The organism is Streptomyces sp. 13-12-16 (assembly GCF_002114215.1).
Lineage (GTDB): Bacteria > Actinomycetota > Actinomycetes > Streptomycetales > Streptomycetaceae > Streptomyces.
In genome coordinates this window covers 19,860-46,067 of sequence record NZ_NCTE01000977.1, presented here as the reverse complement: position 1 = coordinate 46,067, position 26,208 = coordinate 19,860, and the positions used below count along the sequence as shown (strand labels likewise).

The window sequence follows — 26,208 nt, the reverse complement described above, 5'->3', positions numbered from 1 at the left end:
GAGGCCGCCGGTCCGCAGCCAGTCGGCGAGCCGCCGCCCCTCCGGCGTGCCCAGCAGTGCGGCCCGCTCGGCGGCGGCCTCGGCGGCCGCCCGGTCCGTGGTGCGCACCCGCAGCAGGGCCTGTGCGAAGTCGCACGCTCCGACGTGGGCGCCCAGCCGCTGGTACGTCTTCAGCCGGTCGGTCAGTTCTCCTGGCTCCAGCAGCCCGTTGTCCCAGCTCGGCGTCGACAGCAGGAACGGCTGCGGATCGGTGAGCAACCTGTGGGCGATCTCCCAGAAGCGGGCCCGGAAGGGGCCGTCCGGGAGGCATCCGGCATGCGCGCCCCCGCCGTCGAGCACTGCCTTCGCGGTGCGCGGTGTGATCCGCTGGTGGAGGCCGGCGAGGACCAGGTCGAGGGCGAGTCGCGGGGTGAAGCGGACATGGGAGGGGGCGAAGGCGGAGGGGACCGAGTCGTCGGGGAGAGGCCGGCGGCAGGTGCGGGACCACCACCGCGTCGCCGCTACCGGCTCGAGCGCCTCCAGCAGTGCTGCTCGATCCTCATGGGCCCAGCGCACCAGTCCGTCCAGGGTCCGCTCGAAGTCGGCGACGGGCAGGATGCCGTGGGAGGCCAGCAGCGCGCCGGTCTCCTCGGCCGTCTCCGCCACTGAGGCCGGCGGCGACGCGAGCGCGACCGGGGACGGAACGGGCGGCAGCGTGTCCTCGCCGGCCGCCTGCAGAGCTTCTTCCGCTCCGGTTCCCAGGGCTTCGACCACTCGGGTGCGCAGGCCGGGGGCGATGGGCGCGGCCGAGGTGAGGATCTCTTCACGCGAGAGGGCGTCGGTCAGATGTGTCCCGTGCCGCTCGATCAGCTTCAGGGCCCGTTCCTGGGCTTCGGTGTCCTCGTGGGTGAGGGCGTGGGACGCGGCCGGGAGCAGTGCGTCGGCTGTGGCGGTGTCGCGGGTGACCACTGTGTCCAGCAGTTTCAGCTGAGCTCGGACCAGGTTCTTCTCCGGCCGGGTGAGCACCGCTCGCGTCATGTCGGCCAGGTCATGCGTCGGCAGGGAGCCGGTCAGGGCGAGCTCGGCGAGGACGGACTGGACGTGGACGGCGACGGGCTGGAGCGCGTCGGCGGCCAGGGCCCGCCAGTCGGCGACACGGCCGGCGTGCTCCTCGGCGGACAGGTCGAGGTCGAGCAGCAGCCGGTGGGACGCACGCTGGTCCACTGCCGTGCCGCCGCGCAACAGCCGCCCCAGGCATCCGTCGACCATGGTGGCGCGGTCGAGCGTGCCTTCTGCGGTGAGCCTCGCGAGAGCGAGAAGCCAGGGATTGTCCTTGTTGGAGTGGCCGCTGTTCAGCGCCTGGCCAGTCCCCCCTGCCGTGAAGAGGCCGGCCACCATGGGCCTGAGGTAGGGCGACTGTCTCAACCGCTCGGCGATCCGGTGCGCCAGCTCCGTCAGCCATTCGGCGGGGCGCTCCTCGAGCATGGGGATGAATCTCTTCTCCGCCACCCACATGCGCTCCCAGCCGGAAGCTGTGAGCCAGGACGCGACGGCCGCCGCTCCGCTCTGGCCGGCGACGCCCGCCACCAGCAGCGCAGGAGAGGCCGCTTGGAGCTGCGGCGTCACCCAGGCGTCGCGGAACTCCTTGCGCAACGCCTTCAGCGCCGGCAGTTCCCCGCGCCGTTCGGCGGCCGTCATGCCGTTCACGATCGTCACCACGTCGTCCGTCCGCCCGCCGCGCACCGCTTCGATCAGCTTGCTCAACTGTTCCTCTCCCGTCGTGCCATGCGTACCGCCAGCGCGTGCTTGCAGGGGCCGCGTCCGCCCCGGTATCTCGCCCACCACAGGCAGCTGCACCTAAAGACGCCGGCGTCCTCGCGCACCCGGTGGGTGTGGCCGTCCTCGGCCGTGACGGTGCCCATCGCGCCGTCCAGCGTCACGGCACCGGCCGACAGCAGGGCACGGGCATGCCGCAGCCTCGGGTTGTGACGCTCGGCGAGACCGGAGTCGTAGGGCAGCTGCCGGTGGAAATAGGCGGCTTCGGCCGTGTCGTAACCCACCCGGCCGGAGGTCGCCAGGCGCATCAGCGCCGACCGGACCCGCGCGGTGGTCACCCCGCAGGCCGCGGCCAGAGCACTCACGTCGATCCGCGGTTCCCACGCCAGCAGCACGGCCACCAGTTCCGCGTCCTGGACGGTCTCGTCGTCGGCCAGTGCCTCCAGTACGCCGCCCTCACCGGAGAAACCCCTTACGGGGTCCGGGGAGAGAGTGAGCGTCAGGAGCATGCCCGGCAGAACCGCTTCCCAGGCACTCGCGGTGGCCGCCCGGCCGTCCCCCACGGGACCGTAGACACGCAGCGCGGTAGCGTGCCGCAGCACACGGTGAAACGCGGCCAGCCGCTCCGGTCCGGGCAGGCACACCGCTCCTGGTGCGGGACACGTGGTGGGCCTGAGCCCTGCCGGGCCAGCACGAACCAAACGGGGCCGCGCGGTTCTCTTCCACCGCTGTGAGGAAGGGACCGCAGGAATCGGACTGCTTCGGACGCGGGCAGTTCGGCACGCAGGTCGAACCCGGAGGCGATCGCCTGCGCCTCCGCGAAGCCGCGCAACCACCGGTCGGGCAGGGGCACCTTCTTCTCCACCACCGCGCCGCCCAGTGTGGTCACCGTCAACTCGTCAGGCCCCACCCGCAGATGGACCGGATCGCGTGGGGCCGACGCGCGTGAGCGCCTCACGTAACGGGTTGTTGACGTCGAAGTTGCTGGTGCCGTGCCCGATCTCTCCTCCGTCGAGTGCGTCTGCCAGCACGTCGAGCCGTGCGTAGACACCGCAGCAGCCGGAGAACGACTCGAAGCGGAGCCGGTCGCCGTTGCCGGTCGCCACCGGGTCCAGCCAAGCCGGTAGGTGAGGCCGGTAGTAGCGGGCGGCGGGGATGTCGGCCACCGAGAGCAGGCCGGCGGCGGCTGCCTGGGGACTGGTGAGGAAACCCGAGAAGAACCGGGGATGGTCCTGGAAGCCGGAGGGCGTCGCGCCTCGGGAGGTCTCCAGCCCCAAGAGGCTTCCGTCCGCCGAGGCTTCGAACGCGGAGAAACGCGCATAGGCGAGGGTCCCCGATGATCGCGTCATGGAGGAGACACTAGAGGCGACCACCGACAATGCCCTGATCAAGCCCTCGCGGCCGGCACTCGAACGAAGAGAGCCCACCGGTCCGGGTCCGCCTTTGCCCCAATTCAGAGTGGATCGCGTTCTTCACTCTCGAGAAAGAACCTCACACGCGGTACCAGGAAAGCGAACGGTTCGGCGTTTCCGACGAGAGCACTGGCCGCTGCGGACACGACCGGCCCGGAAAGAGCTGTGCAGGAATCGAGTGGGATACCGAGAGAGATCTCCTGCCGGGTCACCTGTCCGTGCCACGGTTGAACCGAGAGCGCACGGTCCTGAGGCACGCAGTAGGCGAGCATCCTCCCGTAGTCGGGAAAAGCGCGTCGCCAGGGTCCATCCGTCGGCCACTCGGGCAGCGGAACGAGGTGGGCCTCGGCGTCCGGGGCGGTACCGCGCCCCGGAGCCAGAAGGAGATCGATCCGATCGTCCTGCGCAACGAGTATCGAAGCTCGATCAAGAACGTGCATGGGCAACCCCTCGGCGACCATGCGCGCACCGAGGGCGTGCACCGTGCGATCGACAGCGGTACTGAGGAAGTAGACGCCCAGGGAACCTGTGCGGGGGTGGCGCACGTAGATCCGCCAGTTGCTCTGCAGCGGGGAGGGCAGAAGCCGCCGCCACCGGCCGAGCAGCGCTGGCCCCAGATGTCCATGGCGGTAACTCAGGAAGGTCACCATCGCCTGGTCGCCGCTCTTGCCGAGACGCTGCAGTTCCAGGCCGGGTGGGACCAGGGGTGCGATGCGGTGAGCATCGACCACGTAGTTGACGTAGACGACGTCGGTCACGTCGCTGACAAAGACCATTGAGGGGATGCGCTCACACAGCCTCCGCAGCAGTCGGCTGTCGGCCACCCGGTTCAGCGGTGCGGCGAGCCGGCCTCGCGGATGAACCCACGGTGCGTACCGCCCGTACCTGGTCTGCCGGCGAGTGCGACGCAATGAACGCTCGGCGGCCCAAGCGGCCAGGCCGACCGACAGGACGGAGCCGAGCACGGCGAGGAGCGTGAACATGAAGGCAGTATGGCAACCGCGGCGAATCCGGCTTCGGCCGCCAGGGACGTGGCATGCGATCTCACCCCAGTACTCGGGCCACGTTCGTGAGCCGGAGCCCGCGCCTGCCAGTGGCCGTCCGCGGTGAGCAATCCGGTATGGGTCCGCCCGCCGACGTTGTCGTCGGTCGACTGGGCCCCCAGCCGATTGCCGGTCTCCTGGGAGCTGCCGGTCACCTGTCTCCCGACAACGGACCCGGCGGGGTAGGTCCGAAGGATTACGCCCCGCCGATGAAGGCAGAAACGTGTCGCGAAGCGCGGGCGGCCTTCCCGCTCAGCATCTCACCTGGCGTCGAAGGACTCCCGTGCCTTTTCGATCTGGGGCATGTATGTCCGTACCCAGTCCAGGAGGACATCGACGGGCGGGCGCATGGTCTTCCCCAGCGGAGCGACCCGGTACTCCACTGCGACCGGCCTGGAGCTCACGACCTCGCGCTCGATGATGCCGTTGCGCTCCAGTCGGCGCAGGGTGGCAGTCAGCGACTTCTGTGTGACCGAGGGAATCGCACGGCGCAGCTCGTTGAACCGGCGCGGTCCCTCGCACAGCTCGCTGAGCACGCTCAAGGACCACTTGTCCAGTACTTGGTCGAGCAGTTCGCGGTGGGGCGCCGGGATGCTCAGTTCGTCGTCGTGGGAAGAGGCGGTATCGGTCATGAAACCTGGTCTCGTTGAAGTGTCCTGTGACTCCTAGGTATCAAAGGTATACGAGGTCCGTCACCGGAAGGAGACCACCATGTCCGTCCAACGTTTCACCCCCGAGGGCTTGCTGCAGCCCGCGCCTTACCATCACGTCGCCGTCGGCACCGGCAGCAGACACGTCCACGTCAGCGGGCAGACTTCCAGCCTCGCGGACGGGACCCCCGTCGCGCCGGGAGATCTCTCCGGGCAGGTCGCGCAGGCGCTGCGGAACACCGCACGCGGTCTCGCCGGGGCCGGCGCGACGTTCGACGACGTGGTCCGACTGACCGTCTACGTCACCCAGTGGAAGCCGGAGAAGATGGGCGCCTTCATGGCGGGCGTCGAAAGCGTCGCGGACGAGATCGGGCTGCCCCAGCCCCTCCCCCCGGCGTCACTCATCGGCGTCGACTGCCTCTTCGACCCGGGCGTCCTCGTCGAAATCGAAGCCACCGCCCTCGTCGACTGACCGACCGCTTGCACAGGCCCGCCCACCTGTGGCAGGTCCAGAACTCAGCTCTCTACCGACGCGCTTGTGGAAGGGCTTCGCATATCCCAGCCGAGCGAGGACGCTCGGCCCGACCATCCCGGTTCAGCGCGGGAACACCCGCCCGACCGACGCTTTCGCTGTTCGAGGGCACACGGCGCGACGCAGCTGTGCGCCGTTTCAGCCCAGAAAGGGAGTAACCGCTATCGGGCCGCCTGGTCGAAGCGGCCCAGTACGTGAACCGGTGCGGGCACGCCAACTCGTGGCTCACGTGCAGGGGCTGTCGGAACGCCCCACCGAGATGCCGCCCCGCTGCGGCATGCGAGGACCGGCGCATTCCACACGAATGATCAGGACAAGACGACCCCTCCCTGTACGAGGCGGTCGTCGTCAGAGCGGCACACCGTGGCCGCACCTTATGGGAAAAGGATCAATAGCCATGAAGCGTTCCACTTCGCGCATCGCCGTCACTGTGACGGCGGCGGCAGCCCTGACGGCTCTCCTTCCGGCCTCTCAGGCTGCCGCGATCAACCAGACCGACTGCGGCGACAGGACCGACTTCGTCAAAGTCTGGTACGACGGCGGTGCACGGACCATGTGCTTCGCCAACGGGGGCACTGTGACCCTTCAGCTTCCCAACGTCTCGAAGGTCACCTCCGGCGACAACAACGTCGCGATGTTCCTGGGCGCTCGAGCAGTCACCATGAACAAGTGGTCCACCCTGGTCGACGCCGAAGGACTCAACGCGACGCTTCACGCCCTCCAGATCTACTGACCCACCGCAAAAGTGCCGGGCCACACAGGCCCTTTCGGTGTACGGCATGCTCCGTGAAGCGTCGGCAGCGTCCCCACGCGGCCCGGGGCATGCCCACTACCCCCGCAGCGCTCGCGGCGGTACTTTCCACACCTTTGGCACCTCCCTTACGGCCGGCCGGTAGCTGCTCCGACGGTGGCTGCCGCTCAACGCCGCGTCTCTGTCCGGAAGTTGTGAGGCCGCTGGCACCACTGCGCTCTCGTAAGCTGCTCAGGTTCGATGCGTGTGTACGGGAGGAGTTCGTCGTGGTGCAGCCGTTGGAACAGGGAGATCCAGACTTCCTGGGTGACTACCGGGTGGTGGGTCGACTGGGTGAAGGCGGCATGGGGCGGGTCTTCCTCGGGCGTTCGCCGAGCGGCCGGTCCGTGGCGATCAAGGTGGTGCACGCGTCGCTGGTGCACGAGCCGGAGTTCCGGGACCGGTTCCGACGCGAGGTGGAGGCGTCGCGTCTGGTCGGGGGAGCTTTCACCGCCCCCGTGATCGACGCCGACACGGAGGCCGAACAACCCTGGATGGTCTCCAGCTACATCCCCGGCCCCTCGCTCCACCAGGCGGTCGTCGAACAGGGGGTCCTGCCCCCGGTGACGCTGGCCGCTTTGGCCGCGGGGCTGGCCGAGGCCCTGGTCTCCATCCACCGGGCCGGCCTGGTGCACCGCGACCTGAAGCCCTCCAACGTGCTACTCACCGACGACGGCCCGCGCGTCATCGACTTCGGCATCGCCCGGGCGCTCGACGCCACCGCCCTCACCAGGACCGGGGCCACCATCGGCTCGGCGGGCTTCATGTCCCCCGAGCAGGTCGCCGGTGGCGAGATCACCGCGGCCAGCGACGTCTTCTCCCTGGGCGCGGTGCTCGCCTTCGCCGCCACCGGGGCCGGTCCGTTCGGTGTGGGATCGGCGCCCGCCATGCTCTACCGCGTGGTGTACGAGCCCCCGGACCTTCAGGGCGTCCCGGACCCCGAGCTGCGTGCCCTGCTGGCCGACTGCCTGGCCAAGGAACCGGCACTGCGCCCCACTCCGCAGCAGATTCTCCGCCGGGTGGCCCCGGCCGCTCCCTGGGCCCCGCGTATGCCGCCGGCCGGCCGGCCGGCCACCGACGGAGAGACCGGTGGGCCCACGCGGCTCGCCACCCTCGCGGAAATGTTCACCCAGTACGCCGGGGCGCCGCTCTCCCCGCCGGGGTCGTCCGGCGGGCGGGCGTCCGCGCCGGGCGACCCCCGCCGGTCCATTCGTCGCGACGTGATGGCCCCGGCCGCCGGCGTCCACGCGGAGGAAGCGGTTCCCGCATCCGGGTTCGGTCCGGCGTCCGGGTACACGCCGGTCTCCGCGGGAGCCGTGCCCGACCCCGGTTCGGTGTCCGCAGCGCCTCGCCCCGTCGCGGCCTGGCGGCTCGACGAACGGTCCGGAACGCGGGCGACGGACGCCACCGGACGCCACCACGCCACGGCCACGGCAGTCAGATGGGCAACGCGCCACGGTGAGGGCGCCGAGTTCAACGGGTTCAGCAGCGAAGTGGCCACCGAAGGCGCGCTGATCGACACGGCACGCGGCAGCTTCACCGTCGGCGCGTGGGTCCGGCTCGGGGTGATCCCTCCCCACTTCGTCACCGCGGTCAGCCAGGACGGCGAGGAAACCAGCGGCTTCTACCTCCAGTACTCCTCCGACGAAGGCCGCTGGGCCTTCGCCCGCCCGGACCTGCGCGTCACGTCGATGTCCGTACCGGTCGCCGGTGCGTGGACCCACCTGACCGGTGTCTGCGACAGCGTCGCCGGTGAGTTGCGCCTCTTCGTGAACGGCGTCGAGGAGGGCGCGATCCGTGACAGGATCCTGATCTGGTCCGAGGGGCCCTTCGTCATCGGCCGGGGCCGTTACGGCAGGAGGCCGGTCGATCACTTCCCGGGCAGCATCAAGGACGTCACGGTCTTCGACCGTGCCCTCACCGAGGGGGAGATCGCCGGCCTGCTTCAGCCATGACCCGCCCAACAGCCCGAATGGCCGGCTCGGAGAACAGGGGGCACTGCCAGCTGTTCGCGGTGGGACTCGGCGTTCACAGCGGCGGGGCTGATGCAGGTCCGCGGTCGGCTGGTGGGACAGCAGACCTCGGCCACGGGCGGCGATGGTCGAAGGGTGACGCGGTGTGTGGACAGCCGTACGGCCGCTGGCAGTTGGCTACCAGGACGTTGTCGGAGGGGTGCCTTACCGTGTCGATCAGGCATCGGGCCCGCCCGCACGGTGCCGGTCACCGATCCCTCGTCAGAAAGCGACTTCGTGGACAACTGGACCAGCACCGTCGGCCCCTCCGGAGATCCTGTGGGGCAGACGTCCCGCAACAGCGCCTTCCGGGCCTTCGCCCGGCGGCACGGGGTCTCCGACGACGCCATCACCCGCCTGCTGTGGAGCATGGAGCCGGCGGTGTACTTCGACTGGAAGGCCCCGGGGAGTGTCCGGCCCGATGACCGGGTGATCGGTTACATCGGAGGGGCGCCGGAGCTGCCCCTGGACATGGAGTGGGACATGGGCGACGTCTTCGTCGCCTCCTTCGACCTCGCGGCGGTGCCCCGGACGCTGTTCGACGACAGGCTGCCCCGGGAGGGGCATCTCCTGCTGTTCACCTGGTCGGACGCGGGCGGCGGCAAGGCGCTCTACATACCACCCGGGACCGAGACGGCTGTGGCCCCGGTGCCCGTCCCGAGCGCACTGGACCTGCGTCTCGGGTCCTCCCACATGGTGCTGGAGCGCAGGACCATGGTGGCCTCCCGCGACGACGCCTGGGACGCCCACGCCTGGCTGATCGGCGAGGAGTACGGGGGCATCTGGGACGAGGTGGAGGACGAGGAGGCCGAGTGGCACGCTCGGCTGGAGGCCGCCGTCGAGGAGTACGCCGCCAAGGTCGGCGTCCGGCCGGCCATGAACAACAGCACTGACAAACTGCGGGGGGTGCAGCGGAACGTCCACGACAGCTGGGACTACGTCACCGAGGCGTTCCAGCGTCTGCGGGAGGAGGCGGTCCTCGCACTCCGGGACGACCCGGAGCGGTTCGACGAGGTGTACGACCGGGCGTGGCGGGAGCTGCCCGAACAACCGCTGTTGCACCTCGCGACCTTCAACATGGAGTCGCTGCAGTACGGCTGGATGGACGGTGACATCAGCTGGTTGATCAGCCGCGACGACCTCCACGCCAGACGGTTCGACAAGGTCGAGCACCACTGGCTGGGCTGACCCCGGCGGCTCGCGCACACGCCCCCGCGCGATCGCCTCGCATGAGACGGTCCGTCGCTGGTGTGTCACGTTCGGACAGACCTACGCCGACGCGCTCCGCCGTCGGCATCTCCGGTCCGGGGTGGCCGGTGCACGAACCACCGGTCCGTCGACGGCCGCCCCGCGCCCGTCTTCCGGTACCGGGAGCGGTCGAAGAGCGGTCGGCAGCGATGCTCGCCAGGCGGATGATGAGCACCGTGCCGACGCGGACGCCGGTGTCGAGTAGGGCCTCGACGGCGCCCGTCGGGCAGTCGGCGAGATGGAGCAATGATGCGGGTCGGTCGGCTGCGCGAACTGAGCTTCCGACCTGGGCGCACGGCTCCGACACCCGCCGGGCGTAGCAGGGAGAAGAGGGAATATTCAGCAGTAATAGGACTGCATGACGCGGTCGAAGCGCTGCGCCAGAAGGTCCTCACGGCGGATGATCCAACTCACCTCCCCGTCGCCGGTGTCGAACAGCTCGGACTCGCCGAACTCCAAGAGGTTCAGCCAGGGGCCGCCCTCCTTCCACCACGCTTTCTCCAGACCCTCGGCATACAGCTCGTCGAACCTCTCCGGCGTATCCCTCAGCGTGACCACAGCTTCTTCGCACCGGTCCAAGAACTCCCTGCCGTACTGGCACCAGTAGTCCCGAGGACTCAACAACTCCCCCCGCAGGGTGCAGGTCCGGTGCACGAAGGGGATACTCCCGACTCGCTCGGCGTACTCCGTGATCGCCTCCAGAAGCGGACGGAGCGTCTCCCTGTCGTCCTCGTGGACGTCATCGAGGTCAGGCATCAGAGCCCGGGGATGGTCGTACTGGTGCTCGGGAGCCCATGTCCAGCCCAGGGGGTCCCATGATGTACCGGGGCGGTAGACCAGTGTCCGGCGCTCAAGGACCTGTGTTGTCCACGTGTTGTACGGGGCAATGACCGAGACGCCCGCGGGTGCGGGTCGTACGGTCGTCTCGGTGCCTGGCGGTACGTACACCACCGGTGCGGACTCGTCGTCCTCGTAGCCGACGTTCGTGAAGAACAGGAGGTGTCCCTCACGGGGAAGATTGAGGGACAGGGGCTGCTCCGGTATCGCGGCCAGGTCCAGGCCGGCGACATAGACTTCCCCGCCCTCCCAGGGAACACCGGTGGGCAGCTCGGGCAGGCCGCCGGTGTGACCGACCACGATGTCGTGAGGGCCGACAGCCGCCGGATCGACCATGTCGAGGTGTACGGACGGCTGCATGCACCACATGATGCGGGTGATGGCCTCATCGGAGACGCCGTGTTCACAGGCGAAAGCCCGGAACTCGTCTGTGTATGACATACCGTCATCCTCACACCTGCCACTGACATGCCATGCGCTCGGGTTTCGTCAGCGGACCGCGTGCGAGGCACCTTTCCGGTGCCGTCGGCATGCTCTCGGCCGGCTGGCATCCGGGCAGCTGGGGCCGTCGGCCAGTAGGGCCGTGCCATCGGCGTACCAAGCGAGGAACTGCGGCACTCAAAGTGGACCTGGCCGCGGAGGAGGGCGCAGTAGCCGAACCGGCCGTCTCATCATGCCCACCACATCCGGGCCGCGGCAGCACGATCACCCGGAGCCTGTCCGGCGTCCAACTCGTCGCCTCCAACGCCCATGCCGGCCTGGTGGACGCGATCGACGCGGTCCTGCCTGGCGCCTCCTGACAGCGCTGCCGCACCCACTGAAGCCGTAAGGATTCAACCTGTCGGGGTGGCGCCTTCGCTTTGTGCTGCGGTGAGGAGATCAGCGGCGGATCGGTAGCGGGTACTGGCCGGGGACGGGAGGAGTCCGGCTTCGGCGAGCAGGGGGCGGATCTCGCGGACCGTGTTGCCGATCGAGGATCTGCTGACGTCGCCCAACGCCTCGGCGAGGACGTCCATAGTGCACAACTTGCGCAGATAAGTGGCGGTCCTCGACCTGGACCGGATCGCCCTTGGGTGCGTACTTGGGCGCCGCCCAGCACGACCTGCTGGCCTTCAGATCTAGCGACAGATCTGGTTGAACAACCCGCAGGAACGGCTACACGAGGAGATCCTCCCCCACGGCTGCGCCGCGGGAGGTGCCCCCAGCCGCACCGACGTGGTCGGCATCTTCTCCGACCGCACCACCGTCATCCGGCTCGTCGGTGCGGTCCTGGCCGTGCTGAACGACGAATGGACCGAAGCCTGCCGCTATATGGGCCGCGAACTCCTCGTCAAGGCCCGACTCCAACCGATCGAGTCAGAAACCGACGACCCGGCCGTGCCTACCGAACTCACCGCATAGCCTCGCACGAGATCACCGAGGCCACCGAGTGGCCGTCGATACACCACTCCAGCGGACGTGACCCTCAGTGTGGCGCCGCTGCCTTCTGATGGCGGTGCCCTATTCGAGACGAGGGCAGCGGCCTGGTCGCAACAGGTAGAGACGCCTTTTGTGGGTGGGTCCGCAGTCGATCCAGAACCAGGAGCCCCCTTGCGGTGAATGGGCCCCATCGGGGTGCTGATTACGGAGTGGGGCCGCTGCCGTAGCCGGTGAGGTCACTACCTCCTTGCGTGACGCCTCCCCGTCAATACCGGTCAGGAGTGGACGAAAGGCAACGCCTTGTCAATCCGCCTAATCAGATTGAGCATCGGTTCGGGCGAAGCCATCCGGCAATGATCGAGTCATGCCGCTGTGCCGGGTTCGATGGGACGGTTGTGCAGCGACATCCCGGACGGGGTCTGACTCGTGAGATCTATGACCGAAGTGTCCAGTCACGGACCTGTCGACTGTCGTCGCGGGATGCTGCCTGCCGCCGAGCCACAGGGCGTGTCCCAATAGGGGCCTTGCCACGATCAGGCGCCATCACGGTTCAGACCGCCCGAGCAGGCCGGTGCCATCCACCCAGCCAGCACGTGATCACGTGGGAGGACGACCACCATGAAGACCCGACAATGCAGCACCTCCTCGAGCACGGATCCTCTCGTTCGGCGCGAGGTCGTCCTGGGCGTGGACACGCACGGCGAGGTGCATGTCGCCGCCGTGATCTCCCCGCTCGGGAAGGTCCTGGGAACCGAGTCCTTTCCCGCGACGGCGGCCGGCTACCGACAACTGCTTGTCTGGGCCCGCAAGCGGGGGACGGTGCGCCGGGCCGGCGTGGAGGGCACCGGCACCTTCGGCGCGGGCCTGTCCCGTTATCTGCTCGCTCAGCAGATTCAGGTGTTCGAAGTGAACCGGCCCGACCGCTCGGCCCGCCGGCTGCTCGGCAAGTCGGACCCGCTCGATGCCCAGGCCGCAGCGCGAGCCGTGCTCAGCGGTCGCGCCCGAGCCCGGGCGAAATCCGGCGACGGTCCGGTGCACAGCGCCCGGATCTACAAACTCGCCAAGGACTCCGCGGTCAAGGCCCGCACCCAGGCGATCAACCAGCTCAAGGCCGTCCTGGTCATCGCCGACCCCGCCCTGCGGGAACGCATGTCGAGCCTCGGCAACGCCGAGCTGTTCCGCACCTGTGCGCGCCTCGGCCCGCACGACGGTGGTGGGGGAGACGAGGACGCGGTGGCCCAGGCCACCCACATGACATTACGCATGCTCGCTGAACGCATCGAGCAGCTCACCGGACAGATCAATGAGCTGAACCAGCGACTGACCCGGCTCGTCGAACGCCACGCGCCGCAACTGCTCGTACCGGTGGGCATCGGTCCGGACAGCGCCGTCACCCTGCTGATCACCATGGGAGACAACCCGGAGCGGCTCAACACCGAGGCGTCCTTTGCCGCCCTTTGCGGAGTCAGTCCCATCGAGTACTCCTCCGGCCGGCGGAGCACGCGCCGGCTCAACCACGGCGGCGACCGGCAGGCCAACGCGGCCCTGCACCGCATCGTCTTCACCCGCCTGCGTCACGACCCACGCACCCAGGAGTACTACGAACGCCGCACCCAGGAGGGCAAGACCCGACGTGAGATCGTCCGATGCCTCAAGCGATACGCAGCCCGCGAGGTCTTCAACCTGGTCAGACCGGCTTCCCGCACCCCTGCGTTATAGGGGCGTCCGGGACGATGCCACGAGCTCGGACCTGATCACGGTAGACGTCATGGTCGTAGCCGCGGTCCGCGAACAGCGAGTCAGGCTTGCGGTGCGGCCGTCCGACGCGGCCACGGACAGGCGGGACCGCGTCGAGCAAGGGCAGCAACTGGGTGACATCGTTGCGATTGCCGCCAGTCAGCAGGACCGCAAGCGGAGTGCCGTGTCCGTCGGTGATGAGGTGGTGTTTCGAGCCAGCCCGCCCACGATCGACCGGCGACGGGTCCGTCTGGCTCCCCCTTTTGACGCCCTAACGTGCGAGGAGTCGACCATGCAACGGGACCAGTCCAGCCGGGAGGCCGCGTTGAGCTCGGCCAGCAGCACATCATGCAAGCGTTGCCAGACGCCGGCCTCGTTCCAGTCCCGCAATCTGCGCCAGCACGTCATGCCGGAGCCGAAGCCGAGCTCTTGAGGCAGGTGCTCCCACTGGATTCCGGTGTGCAGCACGTACAGGATCCCGCAGGGCACCTCCCGGTCTGGCAGCGGCCTGCGGCCGGGATACCGGAAGCGCTGCTCGCGCTGCGGCAGCAACGGCGCCAAGCGGTCCCACAGCTCATCCGACACGATCCGCGGTGACGTCCCCACGCGGGGACGAACGCTCAACTCCCACCCCAGACACGGCTGTCACCGCCTGCCCACCTCATTGTGTTAACAGTTGTTACTGCCTGCTTACGATCAGTTCGGCGTCGGCCGGTGACAAGGCCGTGACATGGGAGTGATGCGCTTTGACGTGTTGCCTCACGCATCCCGCATGGGTGCGAAAGCTGTATCGGAGGACGGACAGGTGCGGGGCGATCCGTCCGACAGGGCAGGGCGTGATGCGGGCTTGATGGGCCCCAGTTGGACAGGGCGCGCTGGGCGAGAAAACCAACCGAAAGCGGATTGGTGACGGTGGCCTGCGTTCTCTCAACCCCGCATCTGGCGAACGGCACTGTGGCCACGGCACCTGATCACGGCGGTTGTCCGAAACGAACTGCATCACACCGCCAACCCTACTTGGGCCGATGGTGGCCGAATGTGCGCGAGTTCGGCGACCGGTGCCACTACGTGTCCGCCATCGTTTGCGCATCACCACACGGCCGCACCGTTCCGCCCCGGCCGTGGGTGCCGCGTCATGCCGGGGACACACCGGCCAAACCTGCCAGTCCATTCGAGTGGGCTCTCAGCCTCTGGGCCTCTCCGTACGCTTCGCACCCATCACCGACGGTCTGACCCCACACCTCGTGTCAGAGTCGCTCCGCGGGTGGCTCCGCTCGGACAGCGGCACCGTCTCCTTCCTCCCTCAACACGACGCATGCTGAAGTCCACCTCGATGGAGTTTGGTTTGCATGAAGGCCGCTTGTGGTCGATTCTGTCAAGTGGTTGACGTCGAATTATCGAATTCGACTGCTTGGGTCGGGAAGTCCCCACAGGAGCGGTGCCGTCGTTACGATTTCTTCTGGGACCCGAGGAATCCAGTCGCCTGCGAGTGCGTGGATCTTCTGGAACGGGGGGTAGGGCTGATGCGTCAGGCAATGATGCGGTGGGCGGGAGGTGGGATGCTCGCGGTCGGCCTCGTAGCTGGTTGCGGCGGTTTTGATTCCTCTTCGTCGCCTTCCTTGTCTCCCTCGTACTCGCCTTCTTCCGGATCGTCGTCCAGCTCTTCCGCTGCCTCTTTTTCCTCCTCTACTCCGGTCACCGTGGAAACCGATCCTGAATCTCAGGCGACAAGCCTTCCCAAGGGATTCGTGCCTCCGCAGCTCGTCGGCGAATGGGACGGTGACGGTGCGGGCATACGCTTCGACAAAATCAGGTTCAGTGCCGACGGCGGCGTGGCCCTGATCTTCAACAGCGGTTCGGTGCTCGAAGGAATCGCCGTCGCCGACGAAACGTCCTTGATTCTTTACGCGCAGGGCGGGCCGATTCACTACCGAAGGTGGTCGGTCGAGGCATTCGAAGTGGGCTCCGGTTACACGTTTGAAAATTTTGTGCCGGGCGGGGTCAGTTATGTTCGCCAGGCCAGTGGCTGATGAAGGTAATTAGTCTATTACATAGCTGAGGCAGGAGGCGGAATTGATCGGCAGGCGTAAGGGCGGGCAGGCCCCGGATGGCGGTGGCGCAGTAGACGAGGACCTCGTCAGGGATGTTGCCCGCGGCGTGATCAGCAAGGTGACACCGCGGGAGTTGACGCTGTTCAGGCGCCGTAGCGACGCCTTTTTCAAGGACCCCGAGGCGGAACTGAACGCGGCACGAAAAAGCCTGCGGGCCAGGCCGAAGGAGGAGTTACTCGCCTGGGGTACTGCTGAAACGGTCGTAGCACTGACCCCCTTCGCTCTCGCCGTCGTGCAGGGCGTGCTCACGTCACTGACCGAGTCGCTGGTCGCGTCAGCAACCGATCGGGGCCGGGAGGCCGCGGCGCGGCTCCTCCGGCTGATGCTGCGACGCGCGAGCGCCGGAGAGACGGCACCGGACGTGCACGGCGCGGCCTCCACGGAGGAAGAGCACCTCAGCGCCGAACAGTTGGGCCTGGTGCATGCCCACGCTCGCGAACTCGCCCTGTCCCAGGGTCTGGACGAGGCCAGTGCTCTGCGGCTCGCTGACGCCCTGGTCGCGGAACTCGGGCCGTAATGGCATGGAAGCTGCCGTCTGCTCGCGCAGGTGCGTGGCAGGCCGAGCACCGCTGTGACCATGCAGGCCAGGTGCACCCCGACCCATTCGGCCTGCCCGACGGCGTGAAGTTCCGCTTCGTCCTGCTCGTCACCGCTCTGTTCGGTACCTCCGGTTTCATTTACAACCTGTTCTACTACGCGATCCGTCCCGGCGCCGCGGACCACTATCGCGACTGTGTACTGGAGGCCGCCGTCCCACGGGGAGCCGCACCGGGAAGCTATACAAAGGAGTTCCTCGCGTGTACCGCGCCCGGTCGGCAGGAGAGCACAGCGTGGGTTCTCGCGGGCCTGGCGCTGCTGGCACTCACCACCGCCGTCGTCCACCTGGTCCTCCCGTGGTTGCGGACCAAGTGGCAACGGCTCGCACCCCTGCGGCCGGACATCGATCCCGGCGAAGCCGCGCTGTCACAGGTTCTTGAGTCCCTGGTGACACAGGCTGGGCTGCGCGTGAAGCCGCGTTTCTACGTGGCCCCCAACCGCAAGGAGGCCGGCGCCCTCGCTTTCGGCAGGCTCGGCGACTACCGCGTGAGGCTCAACGACGGACTCATCGACAAAAGCGCCGACGACATGGAACACCTGCGCACCGTGGTACTGCACGAATTGGCCCACATCCGGAACCGGGATATCGACATCACCTACCTCACCGTGGCGCTGATCGTGTCGTTCGTGCCGCTCGGGCTCATTCCGCTCACTATCGCGCTGGCCGCGACGGACACCGAGAACGCATTCGACGTGAGCTGGCGCGCGGTGGTTCTCGTCGGCGTCGTATGTCTGACGGCGGCATCCGTGCTACGTGTCCGCGAAATTGCCGCCGATGTCCGTGCCGCCTCCTGGAGCGGCACCCGGGCGGGGCTGCTGAGACTGCTGAGCGCCCCGTCTCCAACCGAACCGCGGCGGTCGTTGTGGCTGCGGGGTCCCTTACGGCTGCATCCCACTGGTCGGCAGCGTGCGTGCCAGATCCGATGTCCGGAAGGTCTGTTCCGTCTCGGTTTCACCGAGTGCCTGGTTGTTGGCCTGTCCGCCACGGTCGGGGTGTCCAGTCTGAACACGATGTTGTTGACAGCCTTTATCGGTCCGGACACACGAACGCTTTTCTGGATCGCCGCCCTCGTGCTCGCACCTTCCGTGGTGGCTGTGACCGGGGCCGGAATATGGCGGGCGGGCGCCTGGGCGAGGGGCCGAGGACCGGAAGCGGCGGACGGGGCCCGGCCCCCGACGGTGCTTCCCGCTGTTGGTTTGACCGTCGGTCTTGTGGCGGGCCGCTACATCGCGGCGGACAACGGCATCGGCGATGGCGGAACCTTCCTTCCGTCGCGGGCTGCGGGAATGTGGTCTCTCGTTCTCGGCGTGCTGATGGTGCTCTTCTTCCGCTGGATGGCGCAGGGGGCTATGGTCTGGCTCGATCCCCTGGGCCGTCCTCTCAGTCGAGCCTGGCCCGTCGTCTGGGTAGCTGCGGTCGTGCCGCTGGCGGTCCTGCTCGCCTGGTGGCTACTGCTCTACGACCTCGCGGACGGTCTCCACGTGGTCAACGAGGGGCTCGTGGCCGACCACCGCGCCGCCTCGGCAATCGTCCCCGCCGGACCACTGTGGGCATGGGCGGCGCTGAACTATCCCATGGTCCTGCTCTTCTATCGCTGGACACCCACGGTGCTGGCGGCAGTCACTCTCTGGGCCCTTCCGCTCGCGGTGCTGTGGCGTCGGGGCACGTACGCACCATCGTCCGGCTGGGCCCGGTGGGTCGTCATGTCCGCCCTCGGGGGAATGGCCGTTTTCACCGTCGTAGTCATTGGAGCCCGCCTGTCGATCCACTTCCGCGTACCCGAAGAGCTCCGCGGCAGCCCCGGCTACGCCGGAGTGTTCGAGCATTGGCTGGTCATCGCGGCCGTGCTGCTGCAGGGGGTAGTGGCAGCGTTCGTCACCGCACGGCTGCACCACGCGCACGGCCGTCCCGCGGTCCTCTTCGGACTGATGGCTGCATTCGTGACCGGGTGCCTCGTGACGGCGGTGTTCCTCGGGTCGGCCGTCGCGGGCGGATGCTGGGACGCGCTCGCACTCGCCCCCGGGCCTTGTCGATTCAACATCGCCCCTTCCGCCATACGCGACAGCCTGCTGCGGACGGTGGTGGCGGGCGCCGCGGTCGCGGTCGTCGGAGCCGCATCGGCCGCCGCGGTGCGCTCCTGGTGGACACGGCAGCAAGACACGCCGACCCGTATCTTCACCGGTTTCTCGCCTGTCTCCCGCGGACAGCGGGCCGTCCTCGCCGCAGCCGGCGCACTGGCCCTAACGGTGGTCCTCGCCGGGCTGACAGTCGACACGAGCGCGGGCCAGCCTGAAGTGGCCTCCCATGGGGCCACCGCGCGTGCCTGCCAGAAGCTCGACGACATCATGCGCAGCGCGGACCACATGACCGGAGCCGACAAGACCGCAGCACTCTTCGAGGCCGTGGGGCTGGCCGAGGACGGCCACAACACCGCACTTGCCATGGCGCTAAAGGACCTGGTCCGCGCCGCGGAGAGAAAGGACCTCCCTGCCTTCGCCGACGCCGGCGAACGGATCCGCGCGCAGTGCCTGGCAGAGAACTCCCCTCTACGAGTGTTCTGACACGACATTCGCAGTTCCGGCGTCTGTGCCGGCCTCCCGCCGGCAGCGTGCCTCAGCCGACATAAGCGACGCGGACGGGTTCCTTTGGAACGTTGGGCCACTCGAGCGGGCTCCGGCTGCGTCAGCAGCTCGCGACGTGGGCCGGAGAGGATCTTGAACAGATTTACCTCGACGTGAAAGGGCTGCGGTACGAAGAAGGGATCACGGCGGAGAACCCCCGTTCCCTGATTGGCTTTGCTCCGCACGTCCGCCTCCACGTCGTCGGCGCCGCTGCCGATCTCCGATAGCGTGCCAATGCTGCTCGTGTCCACGCGGCGCCACGTCTCTCGTGGGCGGGCTGAACAGGACGGATGCGTTCCGCTGCACGAACGGCTCCGGCTGGCGCACACTGGCCTTGGAGCCCGGTGGCGGCTGCTGCCGCGCGGTGTGAGGGGGGACCCGTGTACGAAGCCGAACATCGACAGAACCACGGAGACGGCTGGGGCGACACGGAGGGCTGGGACGACGGGAGCCAGCAGCCTCCTGAGGGAGAGCCGGGTGGTCTAACGGAGGCGCTTGAGACGCTGAGGGCCGAGTTGGACGCGGCGCAGGAGGCCGGTGCGCGGCGACGGCTGAGGTTCGAGATCGAGGAGGCCACCCTCGAACTCCTACTGGAGCTGCGTTCGGATGTCAGGCCAGGGGTGAAGCTGGCGTTCGGCGTGGTGAGCGCGGATCTCGGCGCGGAACGCGGCAGCACCCGCACTCACAAGCTCACGCTCAAGCTGAAGGTCCGCGACGAAGCATTCGGTGGTCGCAACACACAGGTGCGGGAGACACGGAAGGAGCAGTGGGAACCAGGCGCCGCCGCGCACGGGGAGCAGGACCCGCCGGGGCGGGCGGACTAGCCGTGGATCCGCGCCGCCTGGCCGCCGTGCGCGCAGGGGATGCCGAGTACGTCCAAGCCAGCGGCTCCGGCTACGTCCTCACTCCGCGGCTTGTGCTCACCGCTCTGCATGTCGTCACCGCCACCCATGACCGGAAGCCACACCAGCGTATCGATGTCGTCATCGGGCACCCCGGTCACGGCGACCGGCAACACCGGTCTGGTCGGTTGTGCTGGGCGGGCACCGCGCGTGATGTCGCGCTGATCCGGCTCGACCGGCCGGTGGACGTGCCGGGCGAGGTGCTCTGGGGGCGTCCGGTCGCGGGAGTCCTCGACTACGAGGCCCTGGGCTTTCCGAGCTTCGCCCGGTACGACGACGAGGTAGCGCGCGTCGAGCACCTCACCGGTCGGCTCCCCACCTTCGGCCAGGGGCTCGCCGGCGGTCTCGTCCTGGACCAGAGTGCCGCCCCGCGTCCGCATCCGGACCGACATAACTGGGCCGGCGTGTCGGGTGCCGCCGTCTTTTGCGGGGACTGCTTGGTCGGGGTGGTCATCACGGACGACGCGCACTTCGACGACCGGCGCCTGCATGCGGTACCGGCCTATGCCTTCACCCAGGACGCCGAGTTCGTAAGCCACTTGGAGACGGACGGCGGGCGAGCGCCGAGCCTCAGCACGCTGACCGACCGCGGGCGGCCACATGGCCAGAGCAGGACATCGCCCGCTCCACAGGCTCCGGCTCCGGCCGACGAGCTGCGGCAGCTGTCCGAGGAATACCTGCAGCCGACCGCCACCACCCGGCGGCAAGCGAGCCCACACGGGGCCTTCTTCGGGCGGGAAGAGGCCATCCGAGGCATCGAGGAATGGCTCCACCCGGCTCCGGACACAGCCGCAGCAACGGCCTTGGTGGTCACGGGCGGAATGGGCTCGGGGAAGTCCGCACTGCTGCGGCAGACGGCACTCGCCCACGACGAGTACGGGCGGCAGACCGTTCCAAACGCGTGCACGGCTCCCTCCCGGGGTGGCTGGCCCGTGCTGACGGCGCACCTGTACGTGACCGCGATGGACCGGGCCAGGGTCACACGCGTACTGGGCGCCGCCTGCGGAGTGGATGCCGAGACCGTCGCTGACATCCTGACGGCACCCGCACCGGCCGAGGAAGCCGCGCCGGTCGTACTGTTGGATGCGCTAGACGAGGCGGACCGGCCCGAGCAGTTGTGTCGAACGTTGCTCGTGCCCCTGATCGAGACCGATGTGCCCCGGGTGAGGCTGCTCATCGGCACAAGATCGCACCGTCTGCCGTTGCTGGAACGTCCCGACCTCGTGACGATCGACCTGGACAGCCCAAACTACGCGGACCGGAAGGCACTGGAGCACGCCGTTCGCCAGGACCTGACCGATTCCGTTCCGGACAGCGTGTGGCGCGGCGCTCCGCCGCACCTGCTCGCCGCAGCCGTCCGGCAGGTGGCCGATCGGGGCGAGCCCTCCTTCCTGTTGGCCGGTCTGCTCGCCAGGGCGCTGGCACGGCGGTCCTCCACCGCTCTTCCGGGCAGCGAGGAATGGCGCCAGTTGGCCGAGGACGGCATCCACGGTGCGCTGAGGGCGGAGACCGCCGAGCGGCTTGGCGGCCGGCTGCCCTGGGCCGAGGGGCTCCTGCGGCCCCTCGCCTTCGCCCGCGGTGCCGGTCTGTCGTCCGCCCACGTATGGCCACAGGCGGCGTCCGCCCTGAGCGGGCGCCGCTATACCACCCACGACGTAACGGAGTTACTCCGGCTCGTGGGCGACTACCTCGTGCCTACGACGGTGACCGACACCGCGGCCGGTGACACGTCCTTCCGTCTCTCCCACACCGCCCTGGCCCACTGGCTGGCGAAGGGGCACGACGAGGAGGCCGCGCACGAGGCGATCGCCCAAGCGCTGATCGGTGCGGTGCCCTGGGACGGCGCGACACCCGATTGGCACGCCGCGCCCCGCTACGCCCTCGACCACCTCACCACCCACGCGCGGTCGGCGCACACGCTGCACACGCTGTTGGATGACCCTGGGCTCCTCCTGCACAGCGACCAGACAGCCCTGCTGACCGCGGTCAACCGCGCGGACGTCCCGCGCACCGCGCAGGCTCTGCGGGCCACGACGGCACTGCACCGCGACACTCCGGCCACGGTCCGGGCACAGATCCTTCAAGCCGCAGCCCGCCGCAGCGGCGCCGACACGCTCGCGGACCGACTTAATGACTGCTGCTGCCCACCGCGCCGCGCCACCCGCTGGAGCCGTCGCAGACTCATCCTCGACGACGAACTGCCCACCGGTTTCGAAGGCGGCCCCCGTGACATGATCGCGCTCTCGTGGCTCGGGCAGCCCGTTTGCGTCGTGCTCGGCAGCCGGCACCACCAGGACTTCCTTCAGGTGTTCGACCTCGAAACACGGTCCCCCATCGGCGACCTCGTGCCGGTTGGCCGAGCAAAGGCCAGCGACCTCCTCGGCTCGGTGACCAACGCCCGCAGGAAAACACTCGTCGTCTACCACACCGATAACCGATTGAGGCGCTGGTCGATGGATGACGGCGACCACCTGTCTCCCGATCTCCTCTTCGACCAGGAGGAAGAGCACGGCGCACAGAATTCTGCACGGCACTGCGCCCTGGGCCGTATCGGCGAGCGCACCGTCGCAGTGGTCGCGACCTGGACCGACCGCCTGTATTGCTTCGACCTCGACGCCGACTCACCACAGCCCATGCACACACCCGAACACATCGACGCGCTGCCGCTGAACGGCCTCGCCCTCACCACGGTGCGGGGAGAGCCCGCAGTGGTGTGTCTGTCCTACGGACACGTCGAGTGCCGGGCACTGGGCGACGGAACCCGCCTCTCCGACTGGGAGGTGGCCGGCGGACTCACGTCCCTCGTCCTGCTCGACCGCGAGGACCGGCCGCAGGAGCGGGCCATGGCGGGCTTCCGGCTGCGCGCCACCATGACCGACGACGAATTCGCGATCGACCTGTGGGACCCGCTCACCGGCGAGGTCCTGGACACTAACCCGGACTACCGAAAGACGCGTCGCAACCGCTGGGAAAGATACCCGAGTTACAAGTCCGTGTGGACCGAAGAGTTCGACGGCCGCCGCCGACTGTTCCTGTCGTCCTGTCGGGAACGCTACGAGCGCGACCCGCACACCGGCACCCGGCTCGGCCCTCCCTGCCAACTGCGCCCCGACACTGTGGAACTCACCGTGCACGGCGAACGCCACACACTCGGAATTGAGAAGAAGCGGCTGCGCCTGCGCAAGGCCGGCCCCTACGCCCGTGACCCCTTCGATCCGTCCACGTGGCCTCCCGGCGGCCTGTGGGCCATGCGGGGGGAAAGGTACCCCGGAGAGCCCAAGGTCCCCGAGCCGCTGACGGGCGTCCCAGGCCGGACCGGAACACACCGAGGGCGGCCCGTCCTCCTCGTGACAACTCCGTACGAGGGCCACCTGAGCGAACAGCGAAGGGCGACTCTGATCGACACGCGCTCCGGCGCCCGGCTCGCTCCGCCTTGGAACATCCCCGTCTCGCCCGACGAGGTGACGGCCATCGACTGGGCCGTGATCCAAGGACGTCTCGTAGTCCTCGCCTTCCACAACAAGCTGGTCATGGACCTCTACGAGGGCAGCGCTTCCGTGGTGCTCTGGGACCCCGAACAGCCCATGACAGTGCGCCGCATGCCGATCGGGCATCCCGGACAAGTCGTCGGCATGCACGCTCTGAGGGCAGCTGACCTGCTGTACCTCACGGTCGACGAGGGACCGGACCTGTTGTGGGACACAACCTCCGACACGTTCACTCCGGTGAGTTGTCCCGATGGAGCAGAGCCGGAATCCCTGCACGCCTTCGCCGGCCGGGGCCCCTACCTCTGTATCCCGCCCGCGGACAGCCGCAGGCTGGGCAGTGGCCGGGCATGGCGGATGGTCTCGACGGACCGCGCGGAGGCCACCCCGATCCACCTGCTCCCACCAGAGGCGGACGGCAGTTGGTACGCGACCCCCAATGCGCTACGCGACTCGGACGCCGTTATCAACGCCGACGGCCACATGACGGCCCTTCGCGCGCGAGAACGGACCTATCCCACACCCGGAACCGCACTGGAAGTCCATCTCCTGCCGGCCGCCGCGACCGACCCCGAGCCTGTACGGCGTTGCTGGTGGCGCAGAACACGATGGCCCGGTATCGCGGGAGACATCTTCCAGCTGGACCGTCGAGTGGACCAGGTGGTGGCTGCGGAGGACTCCGAGCCCGGCCGCTTCTACGCCGCCAACGGCAGCCTGCTGACGGGATTCTCCCTAAAGTGGGAGGAAGAGACCACACAGGAACCGCCCGACGAACTGCACAGCCGGGGCACACGCTCGGCGCCACCGGAACTCGTTCCCGTCCTGTATGAAGACGACGAGAGCTACGACGCCGGCGCACGCATCCTGCATGTGCTGCCCTGCCCGGGTGAAGGAGTTGCCCTGTTCACCGAGGATGGTGTCACCTTCATCTCGGCCGGGCCGCGGTGAGAGCCGGGACGGGCAGGCCGGCGTTCAGTTTGTCCTCACTCGCGCCGCCGACGCTTCAAAATTCCGGATGGGAGAGCTGTCCGTCCGCTCACCGAGATCACTGGCCAGCTGGAGTCGGCCTTTTCCCGTCTCCCCTTTGGTCTGGTCGGAGAGAATTCCTGTCGGCATCTTGCGTCGGTGAGTGATTCAGGCGGGGCAGAGCAACGGTGCGGCGTAAGGGAGTTCTGCCCTGGCGATCACCTTCGTGGGGGCTTCTCTGGCTCGACGGCCTGTCGATCATCAGCGCCAGTTAACCATCACGTTCGATCCCCACCGGGAACTGCACGGACCCGAAATGATGCGCGCCCGACACGCTGCCGCGGAGCTCATCGAGCAGCATCCACCGCTGGTGCGCAGCCCGCCCGAGGGGGCCATGCGCAGCGCATGACCTCTCAAGGCTTTCAGCCCACGTGACGGCTTTGCTTGCCCGGGCGCAGCAGGGTCGTGGCCTGGCCGTCATCGACGTCGTAGGCCAGGCTGTTGACGACACCGACCACACCGTCGGTCCGATACGTCAGCTGAATCGCCAACGGGATGTCGCTGCGATGCTTCAGGCGCTCATCCAGCGTGACCATGCCGTCTCGGACAGAGGCGGTCACGGCGTCGGGCGGTAGGCACATGGCGCAGGTGAACACCTCGACGATGACGTCCCTGCGGATCACCTCGTCGGTCCGCAGGGAGACGCGCAGCAGGTCGCGGTTGGTGGCGATACCGATGAGCCGGTCCTCCTCGTCCACGACCGGGAGGCGTTCGACACCGCGGCGTTCCATCGCACGCGCGGCGTCTGCGACCCGTTGTTCGGGGTGCACCGTGATTGCGGGTGATGTCATCAGGGCCTCGGCGGTCTTGGCCCGGGCGACGGCGGCCGCGCGGCGGGGGGAGCGCCGCAGCGTGGGCCCTTCGAACCGCCGTGCAGAAGGGACGGCGGACTTTACCGCCTGGCGCCGGATCAGGTCGGTCTCGGGAAGCACGCCCAGGACCTTGTCATCATGATGGACCACGGGCAGACCACTGATCCGATGCTGGTCCAGCAGTCGTGCCACGATGTTGTCTCCCGGCGGGCTTCGGCAACCTCGCGGGTCATCACCTCACCGACGACGTGAGTCATCACGCCCACCTTCTTTCTTCTCCGTCGTCTCCCGGCGGAGGGCGACCGAGCGCCGCGCCCGACGCCCAACGGAGAGCGCGGGGCCGCGCCACCGCGCGATGGGCACCGGGAGCCGGAGTGCACGGGCTCGCTCGGCCGTGGTGGTCGATGTCGTCCTGCCGGACCGTCCCAGGGAGCCGGCCCTTGGCATCTGGCCAGCTTCCCTCCCGGACGGCGGGTGGGGCAGGGGCTGAGCGGCCCAGAGCCAGAGGGCCGGGGCCGTTGGCCGGTGAGGTCGTGGCAGGGGCCGCGGGCGGGGCCCACCTTGCGTGCCGGGGGCTACCGAGCCTGGCCTCAGCACCCCCACCGCTTCCGCTCCTGCGGAAACGTCTCGATGCGTGGCGGCGTATGTTCATGTCCATGCCGTTGGGTATTTAGCACGCCTGCGGTCGGCCTATAGAGTCCGGACGGCCCGCGCTCACCCGGGTCTCACGCTGGGTGCCGATCGCCGCCGCGCCCACCTACCTCGCTTTCCCCGACCAGCCGCACAGCATCGGCATTCACGGCGGCGGCTGTGCGGTCACCCAACTGTCCGCCCTACCCTGGCTGCACGATGTACGCCTGGTTTGCTGGGGCGACCTCGACACCCACGGCTTCACCATCCTCGACCGGCTCCGCCGAGTCTTCCCGCACACCCAGTCCATCCTGATGAACAGGCGCATTCTTCTGGAGCACCGAGGGCAGTGGGCGAAGGAAGACGTCCCCGCCCGCGAGCACCTCGGGACGCTCATACCGAATGAAGCCGACGTCTACGACAGCCTCGTGGACGGTGACGGCGAAACCGGCGGTCGGACCTCGCGTCGGCTCAACCATGGCGGTGACCGGCAGCCCGATGCGGCCCTGTACCGCATCGTGTTCACCAGGCTGCGCTTCGATCCCCGCACCTAGGCGTACGACGAAGGCCACACCCTGGAAGGCGAGA

At 68.5% G+C, this 26,208-nt stretch carries 18 protein-coding genes and 4 pseudogenes; 13 read left to right on the top strand and 9 right to left on the bottom strand.

Going from position 1 to position 26,208, the window contains the following annotated elements:
* From B7767_RS33605 to B7767_RS33590, 4 genes and pseudogenes are all read right to left on the bottom strand, one after another.
* The coding region (locus B7767_RS33605) for a DUF6493 family protein (protein ID WP_256923659.1) at nt 1–1,743 on the bottom strand (1,743 nt) is incomplete at its 3' end.
* A pseudogene (locus B7767_RS33600) lies at nt 1,740–3,104 on the bottom strand (SWIM zinc finger family protein). The gene B7767_RS33605 and the pseudogene B7767_RS33600, both read right to left, overlap by 4 nt.
* A 104-nt stretch (nt 3,105–3,208) precedes the next feature.
* Complete coding sequence (locus tag B7767_RS33595; protein WP_085575404.1) at nt 3,209–4,150, bottom strand: DUF2071 domain-containing protein; 942 nt, start codon at nt 4,148–4,150, stop codon at nt 3,209–3,211.
* A gap of 320 nt (nt 4,151–4,470) precedes the next feature.
* Nucleotides 4,471–4,842 (bottom strand): helix-turn-helix domain-containing protein, encoded by a 372-nt coding sequence (locus B7767_RS33590; protein ID WP_061441704.1) that lies wholly within the window; start codon nt 4,840–4,842, stop codon nt 4,471–4,473.
* A gap of 79 nt (nt 4,843–4,921) precedes the next feature.
* Between B7767_RS33590 and B7767_RS33585 the strand changes: the two genes are divergently transcribed.
* The 4 genes from B7767_RS33585 to B7767_RS33570 all read left to right on the top strand — a co-directional run bounded on the left by B7767_RS33585 (nt 4,922) and on the right by B7767_RS33570 (nt 9,382).
* A complete protein-coding gene (locus B7767_RS33585) occupies nt 4,922–5,332 on the top strand; it encodes a RidA family protein (RefSeq protein WP_061441703.1) in 411 nt (136 codons plus the stop codon).
* A 457-nt stretch (nt 5,333–5,789) separates the two neighbouring features.
* Nucleotides 5,790–6,125 carry a beta/gamma crystallin domain-containing protein gene (locus B7767_RS33580; protein WP_085575403.1) on the top strand — a complete coding sequence of 112 codons (336 nt, stop codon included), beginning with the start codon at nt 5,790–5,792 and terminating at the stop codon, nt 6,123–6,125.
* A gap of 284 nt (nt 6,126–6,409) precedes the next feature.
* Nucleotides 6,410–8,137, top strand: a complete 1,728-nt coding sequence (locus tag B7767_RS33575; protein ID WP_373408262.1) for a LamG-like jellyroll fold domain-containing protein — start codon at nt 6,410–6,412, stop codon at nt 8,135–8,137.
* 336 nt (nt 8,138–8,473) lie between these two features.
* Nucleotides 8,474–9,382: a DUF1963 domain-containing protein gene (locus tag B7767_RS33570; RefSeq protein WP_218775834.1), complete on the top strand. Its 909-nt coding sequence runs from the start codon at nt 8,474–8,476 to the stop codon at nt 9,380–9,382.
* Between the two features lie 399 nt (nt 9,383–9,781).
* On the opposite strand, the gene B7767_RS33565 is transcribed toward B7767_RS33570, so the two are convergent.
* Nucleotides 9,782–10,639, bottom strand: a complete 858-nt coding sequence (locus tag B7767_RS33565) for a DUF1963 domain-containing protein (protein ID WP_179167394.1) — start codon at nt 10,637–10,639, stop codon at nt 9,782–9,784.
* Between the two features lie 347 nt (nt 10,640–10,986).
* On the opposite strand from B7767_RS33565, the pseudogene B7767_RS45125 reads away from it, so the two are divergent.
* Nucleotides 10,987–11,076: pseudogene (locus tag B7767_RS45125) on the top strand (transposase); the annotation flags it as partial.
* A gap of 36 nt (nt 11,077–11,112) precedes the next feature.
* On the opposite strand, the gene B7767_RS45945 reads toward B7767_RS45125, so the two are convergent.
* On the bottom strand, nt 11,113–11,295 hold the full coding sequence (locus B7767_RS45945; protein ID WP_143652765.1) for a hypothetical protein: 183 nt from the start codon (nt 11,293–11,295) through the stop codon (nt 11,113–11,115).
* Nucleotides 11,296–11,404: 109 nt separating this feature from the next.
* Between B7767_RS45945 and B7767_RS33560 the strand changes: the two are divergent.
* Together B7767_RS33560 and B7767_RS33555 are read left to right on the top strand one after the other, a co-directional pair.
* Nucleotides 11,405–11,593: pseudogene (locus B7767_RS33560) on the top strand (transposase); the annotation flags it as partial.
* Between the two features lie 723 nt (nt 11,594–12,316).
* Nucleotides 12,317–13,417 (top strand): IS110 family transposase, encoded by a 1,101-nt coding sequence (locus B7767_RS33555; protein WP_179167393.1) that lies wholly within the window; start codon nt 12,317–12,319, stop codon nt 13,415–13,417.
* A 7-nt stretch (nt 13,418–13,424) separates the two neighbouring features.
* Here the strand turns inward: B7767_RS33555 and B7767_RS33550 are convergent.
* Both B7767_RS33550 and B7767_RS46755 read right to left on the bottom strand, forming a co-directional pair.
* Nucleotides 13,425–14,041: pseudogene (locus tag B7767_RS33550) on the bottom strand (IS5 family transposase); the annotation flags it as partial.
* Between the two features lie 922 nt (nt 14,042–14,963).
* Nucleotides 14,964–15,134, bottom strand: coding sequence for a hypothetical protein (locus B7767_RS46755; protein WP_179167392.1), 171 nt, complete (start codon nt 15,132–15,134; stop codon nt 14,964–14,966).
* 1 nt (nt 15,135) lies between these two features.
* On the opposite strand from B7767_RS46755, the gene B7767_RS33545 reads away from it, so the two are divergent.
* From B7767_RS33545 to B7767_RS33525, 5 genes are all read left to right on the top strand, one after another.
* Entirely contained in the window at nt 15,136–15,465 is a 330-nt protein-coding gene (locus B7767_RS33545) for a hypothetical protein (RefSeq protein ID WP_143652764.1), read from the top strand.
* 127 nt (nt 15,466–15,592) lie between these two features.
* Entirely contained in the window at nt 15,593–16,063 is a 471-nt protein-coding gene (locus tag B7767_RS33540) for a hypothetical protein (protein ID WP_143652763.1), read from the top strand.
* Entirely contained in the window at nt 16,063–18,705 is a 2,643-nt protein-coding gene (locus tag B7767_RS33535; protein WP_085575397.1) for a M48 family metallopeptidase, read from the top strand. The genes B7767_RS33540 and B7767_RS33535 overlap by 1 nt, the downstream gene beginning before the upstream one ends.
* Before the next feature lie 440 nt (nt 18,706–19,145).
* Nucleotides 19,146–19,589 carry a trypco2 family protein gene (locus B7767_RS46750; protein WP_179167391.1) on the top strand — a complete coding sequence of 148 codons (444 nt, stop codon included), beginning with the start codon at nt 19,146–19,148 and terminating at the stop codon, nt 19,587–19,589.
* A gap of 2 nt (nt 19,590–19,591) precedes the next feature.
* Nucleotides 19,592–24,100 (top strand): serine protease, encoded by a 4,509-nt coding sequence (locus tag B7767_RS33525; RefSeq protein WP_085575396.1) that lies wholly within the window; start codon nt 19,592–19,594, stop codon nt 24,098–24,100.
* A gap of 440 nt (nt 24,101–24,540) precedes the next feature.
* Here the strand turns inward: B7767_RS33525 and B7767_RS33520 are convergent, their stop codons facing one another.
* On the bottom strand, nt 24,541–25,182 hold the full coding sequence (locus B7767_RS33520) for a CBS domain-containing protein (RefSeq protein ID WP_306298018.1): 642 nt from the start codon (nt 25,180–25,182) through the stop codon (nt 24,541–24,543).
* Between the two features lie 542 nt (nt 25,183–25,724).
* Here B7767_RS33520 and B7767_RS33515 point away from each other — a divergent pair.
* Nucleotides 25,725–26,174, top strand: a complete 450-nt coding sequence (locus tag B7767_RS33515) for a Wadjet anti-phage system protein JetD domain-containing protein (RefSeq protein ID WP_179167390.1) — start codon at nt 25,725–25,727, stop codon at nt 26,172–26,174.
* Nucleotides 26,175–26,208 lie beyond the last annotated feature (34 nt).

What these genes read in the sequence shown, in the direction of transcription:
- B7767_RS33535 (WP_085575397.1), top strand. Translation starts at nt 16,063, where the DNA reads ATGGCATGGAAGCTGCCGTCTGCTCGCGCAGGTGCGTGGCAGGCCGAG.
- B7767_RS33565 (WP_179167394.1), bottom strand. Translation starts at nt 10,639, where the DNA reads ATGCAGCCGTCCGTACACCTCGACATGGTCGATCCGGCGGCTGTCGGC.
- B7767_RS33580 (WP_085575403.1), top strand. Translation starts at nt 5,790, where the DNA reads ATGAAGCGTTCCACTTCGCGCATCGCCGTCACTGTGACGGCGGCGGCA.
- B7767_RS33590 (WP_061441704.1), bottom strand. Translation starts at nt 4,842, where the DNA reads ATGACCGATACCGCCTCTTCCCACGACGACGAACTGAGCATCCCGGCG.
- B7767_RS33585 (WP_061441703.1), top strand. Translation starts at nt 4,922, where the DNA reads ATGTCCGTCCAACGTTTCACCCCCGAGGGCTTGCTGCAGCCCGCGCCT.
- B7767_RS33555 (WP_179167393.1), top strand. Translation starts at nt 12,317, where the DNA reads ATGAAGACCCGACAATGCAGCACCTCCTCGAGCACGGATCCTCTCGTT.
- B7767_RS45945 (WP_143652765.1), bottom strand. Translation starts at nt 11,295, where the DNA reads ATGGACGTCCTCGCCGAGGCGTTGGGCGACGTCAGCAGATCCTCGATC.
- B7767_RS33595 (WP_085575404.1), bottom strand. Translation starts at nt 4,150, where the DNA reads ATGTTCACGCTCCTCGCCGTGCTCGGCTCCGTCCTGTCGGTCGGCCTG.